Genomic DNA, 15,875 nt, shown 5'->3' on the forward strand with positions numbered 1-15,875 from the left:
ATATTATTTTATGTTTAAGAAATTCATTCGCAGACCAGTTCTGTCTATCGTAATCTCTCTGATTATTGTTTTCATGGGAGTTTTATCACTGGTGAAATTGCCGATAACCCAATTTCCTTCCATTTCACCACCAAAGGTAAACATCACCGCAGAATATCCCGGTGCCAACAACGAGTTGTTGATTAAATCCGTAGTTATTCCACTAGAAAGAGGGTTAAATGGTGTACCTGGTATGAAATATATGACTTCTGATGCCGGAAACGACGGAGAAGCGTCTATTCAGGTAGTTTTCGATTTGGGAACAGACCCGAACGTAGCCGCAGTAAACGTGCAGAACCGAGTATCTTCAGTAGTTAACAAACTTCCGCCTCTAGTAGTGCGTGAAGGGGTGAAAATTACAAGGGAAGAACCAAACATGTTGATGTACATTAACTTGTATAGTGACGACCCTAAAGCTGACCAGAAGTTTCTTTTCAATTATGCTGATATCAATGTAATGTCGGAATTGAGAAGGGTAAGCGGTGTCGGTTTTGCCGATATCCTTGGAACAAGGGAATATGCCATGCGTATCTGGTTGAAACCAGACCGTTTAACGGCTTACAGCATTTCAGCAGACGAGGTGATGGAAGCATTAAATCAACAAAGTTTAGAGGCTTCTCCGGGTAAAACAGGAGAAAGTTCCGGAAAGCGTTCACAGTCATTTGAATATATCCTTAAATATCCGGGACGTTTTAACAACGAAAAGGACTATGGAAACATTATTCTTAAAGCTAAATCCGACGGAGAATTTATCAGATTAAAAGATGTGGCCAATATTGAGTTTGGCTCATCTATGTACGATATTTATTCTACATTAAATGGAAAACCTTCTGCAGCAATCACCGTAAAGCAATCTTATGGTTCAAATGCAAGTGATGTTATCAAAAATGTAAAATCTTTGATGGCAGAATTGGAGAAAACAACTTTCCCGAAAGGAATGCATTATGATATCAGTTATGACGTATCAAGATTCCTGGATGCTTCCATTGAAAAAGTAGTTCATACATTATTTGAAGCTTTCGTTTTGGTGGCAATTGTAGTATTCCTTTTCCTGGGTGACTGGCGTTCAACATTAATTCCTGCGTTGGCGGTACCTGTATCATTGGTAGGTACATTTGCCGTCATGTCTGCATTCGGAATTACATTAAATATGATCTCGCTCTTTGCCCTCGTAATGGCAATCGGGGTTGTGGTCGATGACGCGATTGTTGTTATTGAAGCGGTACACGCCAAGATGGAAGAGAAACATTTATCTCCGTTAAAAGCTACAGAAGAGGCAATGCACGAAATCAGCGGTGCGATTATCGCAATTACTTTGGTAATGGCATCCGTATTTATTCCGATTGCCTTCATGTCAGGACCGGTTGGAGTTTTCTATCGTCAGTTCTCCATTACCATGGCTTCTGCAATTATTCTTTCAGGGGTCGTGGCTTTAACGTTGACACCGGCTTTATGTGCTTTAATTTTAAAGAACAACCACGGCAAGCCTAAGAGAAGAACTCCGATTACCATCTTTTTGGATAAATTCAACAGTTTATTTACTAAAGGGGCTGGTAAATACGAGAAAATGCTGAACAAAACAGTAAAAAAGAAAACAGTCACTCTGCCTTTGCTGTTAGCATTCTGTGCGTGTACATTCTTTCTGAGCAATTCACTTCCTTCAGGATTTATTCCTTCGGAAGATCAGGGAATGATTTATGCAATTATCCAGACCCCTCCGGGATCAACATTAGAGAGAACTAACCAGATTGCAAGGGAATTATTGAGAGAGTCAGAAGATATTGATGGAGTACAATCTGTTTCTTCATTAGCGGGTTACGAAATCCTGACAGAAGGTACAGGATCCAACTCCGGAACTTGTCTTATTAACCTTAAAAGCTGGGAAGACCGTAAAGAATCTGCTGCCGAAATCATTGAAAAGCTTGAAGAAAAAGCCAAAAATATTCCCGGAGCCAATATAGAATTCTTCCAGCCACCGTCAATTCCGGGTTATGGTGCGGCAGGTGGTTTTGAGCTTCGTTTACTTGATAAAGCGGGAAGTGGTGACTATCACAAAATGGAGAAAGTAAGCAACGATTTTGTAAAGGAACTGAAAAAACGTCCCGAATTGGGTTCAGCATTTACATTCTATTCTGCAAGTTTCCCTCAATATATGTTGAGAGTAGATAATGACCTTGCTGAGCAAAAAGGGGTTACAATTGAAAATGCAATGGACAATTTATCAACTTTGATAGGATCCAACTATGAAACGAGTTTTATCCGTTTCGACAGACCTTATAAAGTAATTGTTCAGGCAGGGCCACAGTATCGGGCGTTGCCGAGTGACTTATTAAAATTGTACGTTAAAAATGATAAAGATCAGATGGTTCCATATTCAGACTTTATGCATTTGGAAAAGGTATATGGCTTGTCGGAGATTACAAGGCATAATATGTACAACTCCTCCGAAGTAAGTGGAACACCTGCACCGGGATACAGCTCCGGACAGGCAATTGCTGCCATCAAAGAAGTTGCAGATAAAACACTTCCTAGAGGTTTCGGTATCGACTGGGCAGGGATTTCCAAAGACGAAGTGAGCCGGGGAAATGAAGCAATTTTTATTTTCTTAATCTGTTTAGGTTTCGTATATCTTATTCTTTCCGCACAGTATGAAAGTTTTATCCTTCCGCTACCGGTAATCTTATCATTACCAACTGGTATTTTCGGAGCATTTTTATGCTTGAAATTATTAGGATTGGAAAACAACATTTACGCTCAGGTAGCCATGGTCATGTTGATTGGTCTTCTAGGTAAAAATGCCGTATTGATCGTAGAATTTGCCGTACAGAAGAAGGCGGAAGAAGGTATTCCTGTTGCGCAGGCAGCTATCGAAGGAGCGGCCATTCGTTTTCGTCCGATCTTGATGACATCATTTGCGTTCATTGCCGGATTAATTCCTTTGGTAATGGCGACCGGGCCTGGAGCTGTCGGTAACCGTACCATTGGTACAGCAGCAGCTGGAGGTATGCTCATCGGAACTATTTTCGGTCTGATGATTATCCCTGGACTATACTACATTTTCGGAACCATTGCCGAAAAGTCGAGACTGGCAAGATATGAAGAAGAAAATCCTCTAACAGAACAAACAGAACCGTATCAGCACGATGACAAACATGAAGACTTATAATAAATATATAGCAGCCATCGCCTTATCGCTTGTTTTAGCAAGCTGTAAGGCGCCTATGGCGACCGTAATAAAAGACGAGGTGAAAGAAAATGTGCCTCAGAACTTTAATCAGGAAGATCAGGGTGATGCAAACAATAATAGCGGAACAACACCCTGGAGACAGTTTTTTACTGACCCTAATTTAGTTTCACTCATTGAAACAGCTCTAAAAAACAATCAGGAGCTGATGATTACTTTGCAGGAAATTGAAATTGCAAAAAGTGGTGTTTTAGCTAAAAAAGGAAGATTAACGCCTACAGTTTCCGCAGGAATCGGGGCGGGTGTGAAAAAGGCAGGGCGCTATACCAGCGAAGGAGCAGGTGATGCCACTACAGAGATCGAACCCGGAAAAGAAATGCCTGATCCGCTTGGGAATTTTGAAGGTGGCTTAATGGCCAATTGGGAAATCGATATCTGGAAAAAACTCAGAACAGAAAAAGAATCTGCGGTGGCTCATTATCTTTCAACAGTGGAAGGCAAGAACTTCGTTCTTTCAAATTTAATTGAAGAAATAGCAGATAATTATTATGAACTGCTGGCACTCGACAATCAGCTTGATATCATTCAGCAATACACAAAACTTCAGCAGAAAGCGCTTGAAATTTCAAAAATCCAGAAAGAAGCAGCAACAGCTACCGAATTGGCAGTAAAGAAGTTTGAAGCTGAACTGGCAAAGTCTAAGGCTACAGAATACACCATCCGTCAGCAGATCACTGAAAAAGAAAACGAAATCAATGCACTTTGCGGGCGTTTTCCGCAACCGATTATAAGATCAAAGGATGATTTTATGACAACCATTCCGCAAACGGTTTATACAGGAATTCCTTCGCAGTTACTGGCTAACCGTCCTGATATCAAGCAGGCTGAACTGGAATTAAAATCTGCAAAATTAGACGTAGAAGCGGCAAGGAAAGAGTTTTATCCCTCACTGGAAATTTCCGCAACATTAGGGTTGGAAGCTTTTAAACCTTCTTATCTGGTAAAAATGCCGGAATCTATTGCTTATAATTTGGCCGGAGAACTGGCCGGACCGTTGATTAACAAAAGTGCAATCAAAGCAAATTTCCAGACTGCCGATGCAAGACAGATTCAGTCTCTGTACGAATACGATAAAACGATTCTGAATGCGTATCTGGATGTCGCTAATTTAATGTCTAAAGTAAAAAATATAGATCAGTATTATAAACTGAAGTCTGAGGAAACAAAGGCTTTGGAACAATCGATAGATATAGCTAATCAGCTTTTCAGAAATTCAAGGGCAGACTACCTGGAAGTTCTCCTGAACCAAAGAGATGCTCTGGATGCCAAAATGGAACTGGTAGAAGCTAAACAAAAACAACTGAGTACAGTTGTGGACATTTATAAGAGCTTAGGCGGAGGCTGGAAGTGATTATAAATCCTTAATGTTTTAAAAAGAAAAGAGGCTGCCCGAATGGAACAGTCTCTTTTCGATTAAAACTGAAAATTCAAATAAAGATTAATAACAATCTTTTATTAAATTAATCTGCAGGATGTGCGCGCAGTTGAATATGATATCTTTAATATCTTTAAAGAAAATGGTTATTAGTTTTGAGATTAAATACTAAAAACCAACCTTCCAGAAAAGTAATTTCCTTTTAAGGAAGGTGGTGAAATTATTTATTATCTCATTATGTTTTCAGGGTTATTAGTTGTTACCCTTCGGTATTAGTTTTTTGTTATCTCATCAAATTCAGAAAATATACAATTACTTTCTTATTCTGCTTCCTGAGTTCAAAAATATCATCTTACATTGAATTATAAAAACAGTTGTTGTCTTTATTCATAAATAATGACGTCCCAATTCATAAATAAGAAGTTTTTAATATTTTGATTATTAATTTTTTATATCTATTGAATAGAAATAATTCGATCCTGCGTAATAATTCAAACTTGTTGGAGAAAAACCGTTCAATTTTTGTAATTTTGACCGCTATTTATAATGAATCATACCGAGGTGATTAAAAAACTATTTCTTTTATTTTGTACCGCTTGGTTTGGGTTATTCTTTTCTCAGGAATCGTATAGTCAGTACTACGAACTAAGACACCAATACGAAAACATGGAAGAGAATGACGTGAAAGCACTTCCTTATATTCAGCTGTACATTGATAAAGCAAAAAAAGAAAGAAAATACGAAAAGCTTGTTCAGGGATATAAAGACGGCATTTTTTATACCTCACTTGATGAGCAAAAATTAAAATATGCCGACAGTATGATCTGGGCAGCGGATCTTTCCCGCGACAGAGATCTTATCATTACTGCCCATATTGATAAAGGAGTCATTTATTATTACAATTACAAAAAATATCAGTTGGCCCTTAATGAATATCTGAAAGCATACGAATATTCTAAAAATACCAGTAATGACTATTTGAAATATCAGAACCTGTATCATATTGGCGTAGTGAAAAGCTATTTAGGGTATTATGATGAAGCGGCTGAACTGTTTGGTAAATGTCTTACATATTATAGAGAGAAATCAAAATCAAACCTCCATCCTAACGAAATTTACAACAATAAAAAAGGCTATTTCAACAGTCTTCATCAGCTGATTATCTGCTACAGGCATTCAGGAAAGAACAAAGAAATGAATGAAGCCATAGAAAAGGGACTTTCTGAAGTAGGAGACAGCCGCGACTATGCTCAGGAAAAAGCCTATTTTCTTTTATCAAAAGGAATTTCCGAGTACGGAGATAAACATTATGAACAGGCTTTGTCCGATCTTAACCAGTCTCTTCCTTGTATTGTAAAAAGTAGAGACTTTGCAAGGCTTTCGGTTAATTATTTCTTTATCGGAAAAAGCTATCTTGGTCTCAAAGATACTAAACAGTCTATCGGTTACTTCAAAAAGATTGATTCTATTTTCAATAAACATCAGTTTCTTCTTCCTGAGCTCAGGGAAAATTATGAAATCCTGATCGATTACAGCAAAAAACATAAAGATCAAGCACAGCAGCTGTATTATACCGGTCAGTTATTGAAAGCAGATAGTATCATGTCTAAAGATTTCAGTTATCTTTCTCCCAAGATCCATAAAGATTACGATACCAAAACGCTTCTGGAAGAGAAAAATAAACTGCAAAAAATCAATTATCTGGTAACCGTCATTATTATTCTTTTGATTATTTGGGCAATCGGGCTCATCATGCTGTTTAATAAAAAACAGAAAAAAGCAAAAATAATCAGGCAACAATATATCCTGCTTGAAGAAAAATTCGTTCAAGAACAGCAAATTCCTGAAGAAGCTCCGGTTATTCATGTAGAGGAAAAAAGAACCAACCTTAACGGAACTAAAGTAGAAGAACTTCTGAGGAAGCTGAAATTATTTGAAGATAAAAAAGGTTTCACGCAGAAAGGCCTTACCATCAGTAAACTGGCTTTGCAGTTGGGTACAAACTCCAACTATCTTTCCCAGGTTATTAATGAATATAAAGGCGGAAATTTTAATAAATACCTCAGTCAGCTCCGGATCAACTACATTACCAATTTACTTTTTGAAGACCGGAAATATCTTAAATACAACATCGAAACCCTCGCTAAAGAATGCGGAATTGCCTCCCGGCAAAACTTCTCCGATCTGTTTTACGAGATCAATGGGATACGCCCCACAGATTTTATTAAGAAGAGGATGCAGGAGATTGAGGACAAAGAATAAATACTTTGAATTCTGAATGTTTTATTGATTTCAGATTGTAAAATAATGTTAATCTTAAATAACCTTAAGGTGATAAAATTTTATTTTATATTTGCAGTGGTAAAAACATATAAACGATGAATGTATTTTTATTCCCGAACTCAATGTCTACTTCAGTACTTATTTTCCCACTAGAATAACACGACAGTTTTTTGATTTTATGGAGTATTAATTTTACATCAAATAAAATTTATTCTCCATATCATTAGAACTAATTATATAATTTTGATCCAATTAAGCTAATAATTTTAAAAATTCAAAACATGAGAAAATTTATTACTTTCTGTATTCTTCTTACGGCTAATTATCATATATCTGCGGTTAATATTAAATCTCCTGATATTTATAAATTTTCCAATCACAAATTTTAAATATAAATACGAGAAAACATTGTCTTGTATACCCTTATATATACATAGAAATTATAAATAACCTAGAAAAATGAAAAAACAACTATTTTTAATTGGCTTATTAACAAGTGCCTTATTTTATTCTCAATCTTTAGCTACGACGAGAGATGATGCCGGTGTTGCAACAAACCTAAGTGGTTTTTTTGAAACAAGTAATCCTGTCAATTTTCCCGGAGGTGGAGGCTGGTGGCATCTCTTGGATGTAAGACATACGGCTCCCAACAATATTTACGGAATGCAGTTTGCGGGTCGTTTTGACGACCAGGATGTATGGTTCAGAAAAACGAATGGGAACCCTTCTCAAGACTGGAGAAGAATAGTACTGGAAACCAATGGTGGACTTGTAGAGGTCGCTAAATGGCCATCAACAGGTAAGCTTATCGTATATAATAATACAGGAGGAGCCTCGGGATCAAACCAGTTTGAACTGCGAACAAACCTGAGTACCAATACAGATCATTACTTTATGAAAAACATTACTTCCGGCACAGGAACTGAGAATACAACTTTCTCATTAAGACATGACGGACAGATGTTTGTAAGCGGTAATACAGGAATTGGAATTGATACTCCGACAGAAAAACTTGATGTCTTTGGAAATATCAGAATAGGAAGCACACACTCAACTGAAGGAGTTAATGCTTTATCAATAAGGTATTTAAATGGCTCATTAAACAATTGGGGATCTTTAAGAAGTTCTTCTGCCACCTTTATGAGTTTCGGTGTGAAGGCTGATAATACGGTTTCTGATGGCTGGTTATCCAGTGATGGATCTCTAAACAGCAGACTCGCCATGACAATGGGCAACGGAGGTTTTTCTTTTTTATCAGCAAATCAACAATCGACGGCAATCAATTCTGCGGTAACGATGACTGAGGTGATGAAAATAACAACTGCCGGCAATGCTGCTCTTCAGGGAAAATTTGAAGCCAAAGAAATAAAGGTTACCCTTACTCCAACTGCCGATTTTGTTTTTGAAAATGATTACAATCTTCCGAAACTTGAAGAGGTGGAAAAACATATTAAAGAGAAAAAACACCTTCCGGAAATCGCTTCTGCAAAACAAATGGAAAAAGAAGGAGTGAATGTAGGGGAATTTCAGATTAAGCTTCTGCAAAAAATTGAAGAGCTTACTTTGTACACGATTGAGCAGGATAAAAGAATCAAACAGCTCAATGAAGAAAATAAGCAATTAAAATTACAATTTGATGAAATTTCAGAACTTAAAAAACAAGTTCAGCAATTACTATCCGCAAAAAAATAAACACTATGAAAAGAAAAATATTATCCCTTTCTTCTTTGTTGATAGGATTTCTGGGATATTCACAAACTGAAGTATATTTTAAATACGATGAAGCCGGAAACCAGAGATACAGAGGAACAAACTCAGCAGGCAAAACGGCATCCACTGAAGTAAAAAAAGTGGAAGAAACAAAAACAGCAAGTGTTGCGAAACAGGAACCCTTAATGGATGAGAAATCTTTCTGGAAGCAGATTAGATTATATCCGGTTCCGGTTAATGATTATCTCACAATAGACTGGACAGAAGAAGTCGATGGCCTTATCGAATCCGTTTCACTCTATCAGCACAGTACCGTACACTGGAAATTCCAGCAGCAGAATATCCCGGCTCTTAACAAAAAATTAAAAATTAACATGACTGGTTATGAGTGGGGAGTATACGTAGTACGCTTCACATTAAAAGACGGACGGGCATTCAGTAAAAACATTACCAAACGATAAAACTTTTAACCAAATAATTATTACTCACAATGAAAATGAAAATATTTTCATCATTTATAATGTCCCTGTGTGCAGTCATGGGCTTTTCCCAGACCATCCTGTATCAGGCAGAAACAACGACCCGAACGGTTCAGGATCCGCAGACGGTTGTATTGGCGCAGGGATTTCAGGCATCAGGAAGTGTATCGAATCCCTTTGTGGCAAAGATTGGTCCCGGAACGGAAAACCCAGGAGGTGGACCTGCTGATTCAAATGCGGGAGCGAATAACCCATCGGGAACCACTGCTCCTTCAGGGAAAAGCTTCCATGATACGAAAGGGAATATTGAAGTAAATGGCGCGGGCCAATTGCAGTTTACATTACCAATCGCTTTACCTCCGGGAGTGAAAAATGTTGCACCTCAGATTGACTTAGTTTACACAAGCGGCTCCAACAACGGTATCGCTGGATACGGGTGGAATATTTCAGGAATCACATCTATTTCAAGAATCGGGAAAACTATCGAAAAAGATGGAGAGGTAAAGGGTATTCAATTAGATTATAGTGATTACTATAGCTTTAATGGGCAGAGATTGATTTTAAAATCGGGAGAATATGGGAAAGATGGAGCAGAGTATGTCACTGAGAAGTATTCTAATGTAAAAATCAAATCTTTCGGATCTATAGCAGGTAAGAACTGGAAAGGTCCAGAATATTGGGAGGTGACCTTTGAAGATGGCTCTAAAGCGTGGTATGGCCAAACCCCATCTGGTGATCAAGTAGCAAGAACACCATTAGAATATAGTATGGTAAAGTGGAAAGATGTTCAGGGAAATTATATTAATTATCATTTTGCATCAACTCTGATAAGAAATAGTAATGACGCTGGAATATTAAGGATATCTGATATTTTTTGGGGTGGGAATGAAGTTTTGGGAAAAGAATGCTTCAATCATCTCGAATTTAAATATAATAATAGAAACCTTAGGGAATCTAGTTATTTACAAGGAATTGAATTCACACAAGATAAACTTTTAAATGAAATTGTTTTAACGTCAAACACGGATCAATTTAAAAAATATGTTATAGAGTATGGAGATAATGGCACTAGTTACCAATTTGTTAAAACACTCACAGAATATAATGCTACTAATGAACCGGCCAATCCAATAGTTTTTGAAAATGAACAAGACATAGGGTATAATAATCTTTTTAGACAGGATAGTCGCTTTGACGATATTAGAGGAGAAAATGTTATTTCTGGAGACTTTAATGGGGATGGAAAATTAGATTTTCTTAATGGAAATACTCTAATGCTGGGACGGCTTGACGGAAATGGGAATTTTGTCAATGTTAATTACACTGGTAAAGCATTATGCATAGGGACATATTCTGATAATAATACTCCTTTTGCCGATCAGGTCTTAATTACCGGAACTATAAATAGAAATACAAAGAAAAGTACGATATATTTTTATAAATATCTAAATGAATCTTTAATAAATATAGCTACTAAAGAAATTGATCTAAGTGCTTATCCTGATTTATTTGAATCTGCAGATTTGGATTCCTCACATTGCTATTATGAAGGCAGTTCAAATAAAATGTCTGCAAAAGAAGTAGACTTTAATGGTGATGGCTTATCCGAACTTATTCTTATGTTTAAGAATGAGCATCTATGGACCTGTCAAGATTATGGTTTTAGTTATACATGGCAAGAAACTACAGGTACAGAAATGAATATGTATGCCGATTTTAAAAATAATATTTTTTCGCAAATTGGTGGTATGTATGTTGACTTTGAGCGTGCTGTAAATATTGATTTAGATGGTGATGGGAAAACAGAACTTCTTGACAGAATATTTGGTGGATTGAGATTTCTCTCTTTTGATTTACAAAATTTTACATTTCAACAAAAGTATCCGGATATTCAGGTAGCAAATTCAGAACATGATGGTTCAATTCCTCCTATAATTGGAGATTATAATGGTGATGGTAAAACAGATATAATGGTGCCTGTTGGAGTAGATTCTTCGGATTGGAATATGTATATTTCGACAGGAAAATCATTTACAAATTATTATTATTCTGGTCTTTATCTGTATAAACCTTCTCAACAGGGAGCACCTAGAAAAAATAGGCAAACCTCAAGGTCTTATTGGGCTCCTGATTTGAATAAAGATGGTAAAAGTGATTTTTTAATTTTTGAATCACAGGTATGGTACAGGGATTGTGTGTTTTGTGTAAATAATCCTGATTCAAGCTATGGTTTTAATTACTTTAGAAATGACGGCGTAGATTCTATGGGAAAACCAATTTTTACGCATGCATATAGTATTGATCCAAAAGAAGAAACATATTTGGGGGCAGTTAATGATGAGGATATTAACTATTCAATGTATGGTGAGCATTATATGCCAATGTTTGGTTCTTTTAGATTGTCTCAATTGAATACTGAATTCGTTATACTACATAAAACTAAACTGATTACATGGAATCTAGGTTCAAAAGTTGATTTAATCTCAAGAATCAAAGCTATCCAGCAAAGCGGTATCAAAACGCAGGTTGAATATTCAAATTTGCAAAGTGGAAATATTTATCAATCTTTTTATGCTTCATCACCAGTTTACTATCCGTATGCTAATGTAGTTAGAAACTTTAATTATTATGTCGTTTCAAAACTTATCCAGGGAGAAAGAAAACAAGAGTTTAGATATAGAGATTTAATCGGTCATCTTCAGGGTAAAGGAATTATTGGTTTCAGACAAACAGCAAGATCTACATTCTTTGCTGATGGTTTAGAAAATACTAAAATCTGGAGTGGCTCAGAAATGACACCAACCAATGAGGGGCTTCCTTATAAAGATTGGTCTATAAGAACAACAGATGAAAATAAGATTTTTCCAACGGATATATCTTTGAATAATGGACAGTTATTAACATTTAAACAATATGAATATAAAATTGATAAATTGCTTGATGGAAATATTGTCACTACTGTTTCAAATGCAGATAAACCCAAAATTGTTTTAGCAATTAATCCGTATATCACAACATCAAAAGACTTTTTAACCAATACTAAAACAGTTCATACTGTAGAGCAATATGATAATTTATATCTGCCTAAAAAATCTGTAACTAAGATTAATGATGGCTACGCTGTTTCAATGTCAGAATTAGAATATTACCCGCCTATTCTTAACTTGGGATCTAGTTATAGCATTGGTAAACCTAAAAGCAAAATATTAACAGTACAGGCTTATGGCGATACAAAGGTTTCTAAAGAAGAATATGTCTATGAAAATAATTTATTAAAAAATTTAAAAACATGGAATAGAGATAATACTGAATATTTATTAGAAACCTACGACTATGACGGATTTGGTAATATTACGAACAAAACTGTAACCAATAGTATTGATTCTCAAATTCAGACCGCTGGAAGCATATATGATTCTAAGGGGAGATTCGTCGTAGAGAAAACGGATAACTTAGGTTTAAAAACCAACTTTGAGTACAATAATTGGGGGCTAATAAAAAAACAGATAGATCCTCTAAACAATACTTTGATCAATACATATGATAATTGGGGCAAATTGTTGACATCTAAAACGAATGTAGGTGGAACTACAACATATAAATATGAAAGGGATGAAAATGAAAACACTATTGTCAGCCAATATGATCCAAACGGAGATATCTCAAAAAAGTTTACCAACAAATTAGGTCAGGAATATAAAGTATCCACTAAAGCTTTTGGTCAAGGGCAGTATCTTACTAAAGCTACTTTATACGATGTTCTGGGAAGAAAAACTTCAGAATCGGAACCGACATTTAGTCCTGATGGTTTAGGAGGACTTTGGAATCTCATTGCTTATGATGATAGCATATTTCCTACAAAAGTTACTGCTACTTCATATAAAGGGCTTATAATAGAAACAACAATCTCAGGTTTAGTTACAACCACAAAAGAGCTCAACGGCTATCAGAGAACAACTTCTAAAACAACAGATGCAATAGGTAACGTAGTGTCTACTACTGATAAAGGAGGAACAATACAATTCTCATACAATGCCGCAGGTGAACAGATTAAGGCACAATATGCCGAAAATATTGTTACGACTAAATATGATTCCTGGGGAAGAAAGTCAGAATTTAATGATCCCTCCAATGGAATTTACAAATATGAATATGATGGATTTGGACAAACTAAGAAAATTATAAGTCCTAAAGGAACTAAAGAATATACCTATAATAATTTAGGACAGCTAATATCCCAAAAAGAAATTTCCACGGTTGATGGTGGTGAAGCAAGTAATAAATTAATTTCTTTTACCTATGATGATAAAGGAAGGATTACTTCAAAGACAGGAACATCGAAAGGCAAATCATATAATTCCAATGTTTATTATGATCCGCAAGGAAGATTATTATCATCTTCAGAAACCAGTAATGGAAAATATTTTATTCAGAAAGGAATTACTTATGACGATAAAGGAAGAGTTACGTCTTACGAAAAACAATTGTATTCTTCAGGGGTGCTGACTAAGGTACAGGTTGAGAATGTTTACAGCGAATGGAATGGAGATCTCTATAAAATCAAAGATAAAAATTCAGGTAAAACACTGTGGGAATTGAAAGAAACCAATGCACAGGGGCAGGTCGTAAAGGCAAAATTAGGTGCAACAGACGTTAACAATTCGTATGATTCTGCTGGCTTTTTAACAAATGTCAATCATTCGTCGACTATTAAACCTGGTATTTTACAAATCTCCTATTCTTTTGATGCTATTAAAAATGAATTAAAAAGCAGAACAACAGGTGGAGACTTAAATATTATAGAATCATTTGATTACGATGATAATAACCGTTTAGTAAACTGGACGAATCCTGTAACAGGCATTAAACCATCTTCTAACCGAAATGTTTATGATCTTAAAGGCAGGATCATGGAAAACGATCAGGTGGGCACCATGAAGTATGAAAATCCGGCTAAAATCTACCAGCCTACAGGAATGACTTTGAATGCAACAGGAGAACAGAACTATAATAATGATTTGATCCAAAGCATTAGCTATAATGAAAATAATGATCCTGTATTCATTGATGGAATGAAAGGAGATGTGGCATTCCAGTATGGCTTAACTTCAATGAGACAGAAAGTAACATATGGAGGAAATTTCACGAGTGATGGAGAAGGGAAATTCACGAAGTTTTACAGTGAGGACGGAAGCTTTGAAATTGTAAAAGACAACACGACAGGAAAAGAAAAACACATTTTATATATTGGTGGAAATCCTTATGAAAGTAATATTGTATATTTAAAGAACTTTACAGAGAGCAGCGGTTCTTATAAATTTTTGCATAAAGATTACATCGGGAGTATCTTAGCAATTAGTGATGAAGCCGGAAATAAATTAGAACAAAGGCATTTCGATACATGGGGTAATTTCACTCACTTACAGATAGGAAACGGAGCTATCATTACGGATAAGGATGTCATCCTGAATATGTCAAAAGATCTTGTTTTAGACAGAGGGTACACCAGCCATGAACATTTCTTGGAAATAGGTATCATCCACATGAACGGAAGATTGTATGATCCTTTACTAAGAAGATTTTTAAATGCAGATGAAAACATACAGGATCCTACCAATACTCAAAATTATAATAAGTATGGCTATGTGTTCAATAATCCTTTAATGTTTAATGATCCTAATGGCGAATATGTGATTGAAGCAATGATGTTAACAGCAGTAATTGTTGCGGTAGCAGTCTCTGTCGGTAATGACTACTATATGAATAGGCCTGTTAATGTAGGCAGTTTATTTCAGTCGGTTACCCTTTCTGCCATGACTTCTTTCCTGACATTTGGGGTGGGAGAAATCTTTAGAGCTGGTGGACAGGTCGCAGCCTCATTAGGAAAAACGGGTACTCTTTTTGCGAGAGCCGGTGCTCATGCCATTACTCAGGGAACACTTTCGTACATGCAGGGCGGAAATTTTTGGAGTGGTGCATTAAGTGGCGCATTTGCTAGTGCATCTAATGATCTGTTAGATTTAGCAACCTCCAATCTTGGCGAAAATAATATTTTAAGAAGCGATGGGTTTGCTTTGTTTAACGGAGCTGTTACCGGTGGTGTCGGTTCAGTATTAGGTGGTGGAAACTTCTGGATGGGCGCAGGACAGGGATTGATGGTTACGGCATTTAATTTCTTAGCACATCAAATTGAAAAATGGAATACTATAAGTGATGTTCTTAAAAACGAAGATTATGTACCTTACAAAAAAAACTGCTTTGAAGCTGCCTGTATGCAAGCTAGTGAAGGCGGGGCAGTAGCTTCTAGTCCACAAGAGGCGCATCAAATGCTAGTTGATAATCAATTGCAAAAGAAAATGGGAGGAGTCGCTTTAAAGACTGACGTTGATGGAGGTATTAATACACTTAAAACAAATTTAAAAAATGGTAAGCCAATAGTTATTGGTGTAACCTATGCAGCTATTCATGATGATAATAATTATAATCAATTAACAGATCATTTTATCACTGTAGTCGGTATGGGATATGATAATAAAGTTGGTGCCAATTATTTTTCTTTTTATGATAATGTTGGAAATGGCAGGAATACCGTAGTCAATCGTTTGTATTATTATAAAAACGCCTCAAACCGTTATTTTAAAGGGCAAGGATATAATAACAATACATATTTTATGACAGAAGTTAGACCTAATACAGGCACATGGAAAATGAATCTAAAGAGATGGTTGAATTATTAAAATTTATA

The 15,875-nt window shown here is 36.1% G+C and carries 6 protein-coding genes; all 6 read left to right on the forward strand.

Going from position 1 to position 15,875, the window contains the following annotated elements; translation table 11 throughout:
* Window positions 1-10: 10 nt before the first annotated feature.
* Complete coding sequence (locus BLR30_RS08155) at window positions 11-3,205, forward strand: efflux RND transporter permease subunit (RefSeq protein ID WP_089856933.1); 3,195 nt, start codon at window positions 11-13, stop codon at window positions 3,203-3,205.
* Complete coding sequence (locus BLR30_RS08160) at window positions 3,192-4,634, forward strand: TolC family protein (protein ID WP_175443625.1); 1,443 nt, start codon at window positions 3,192-3,194, stop codon at window positions 4,632-4,634. Before BLR30_RS08155 ends, BLR30_RS08160 begins: the two co-directional genes overlap by 14 nt.
* 570 nt (window positions 4,635-5,204) lie before the next feature.
* Window positions 5,205-6,920: a helix-turn-helix domain-containing protein gene (locus BLR30_RS08165; RefSeq protein ID WP_089856939.1), complete on the forward strand. Its 1,716-nt coding sequence runs from the start codon at window positions 5,205-5,207 to the stop codon at window positions 6,918-6,920.
* Window positions 6,921-7,400: 480 nt separating this feature from the next.
* Window positions 7,401-8,633: a hypothetical protein gene (locus BLR30_RS17895; RefSeq protein ID WP_228400742.1), complete on the forward strand. Its 1,233-nt coding sequence runs from the start codon at window positions 7,401-7,403 to the stop codon at window positions 8,631-8,633.
* Between the two features lie 5 nt (window positions 8,634-8,638).
* Window positions 8,639-9,112, forward strand: coding sequence for a hypothetical protein (locus tag BLR30_RS08175; RefSeq protein ID WP_089856947.1), 474 nt, complete (start codon window positions 8,639-8,641; stop codon window positions 9,110-9,112).
* 59 nt (window positions 9,113-9,171) lie between these two features.
* Window positions 9,172-15,867, forward strand: a complete 6,696-nt coding sequence (locus BLR30_RS08180; RefSeq protein ID WP_228400743.1) for an RHS repeat-associated core domain-containing protein — start codon at window positions 9,172-9,174, stop codon at window positions 15,865-15,867.
* Window positions 15,868-15,875 lie beyond the last annotated feature (8 nt).

The sequence above is a fragment of the Chryseobacterium taeanense genome (genome assembly GCF_900099685.1).
GTDB classification, from domain to species: Bacteria; Bacteroidota; Bacteroidia; order Flavobacteriales; family Weeksellaceae; genus Chryseobacterium; species Chryseobacterium taeanense.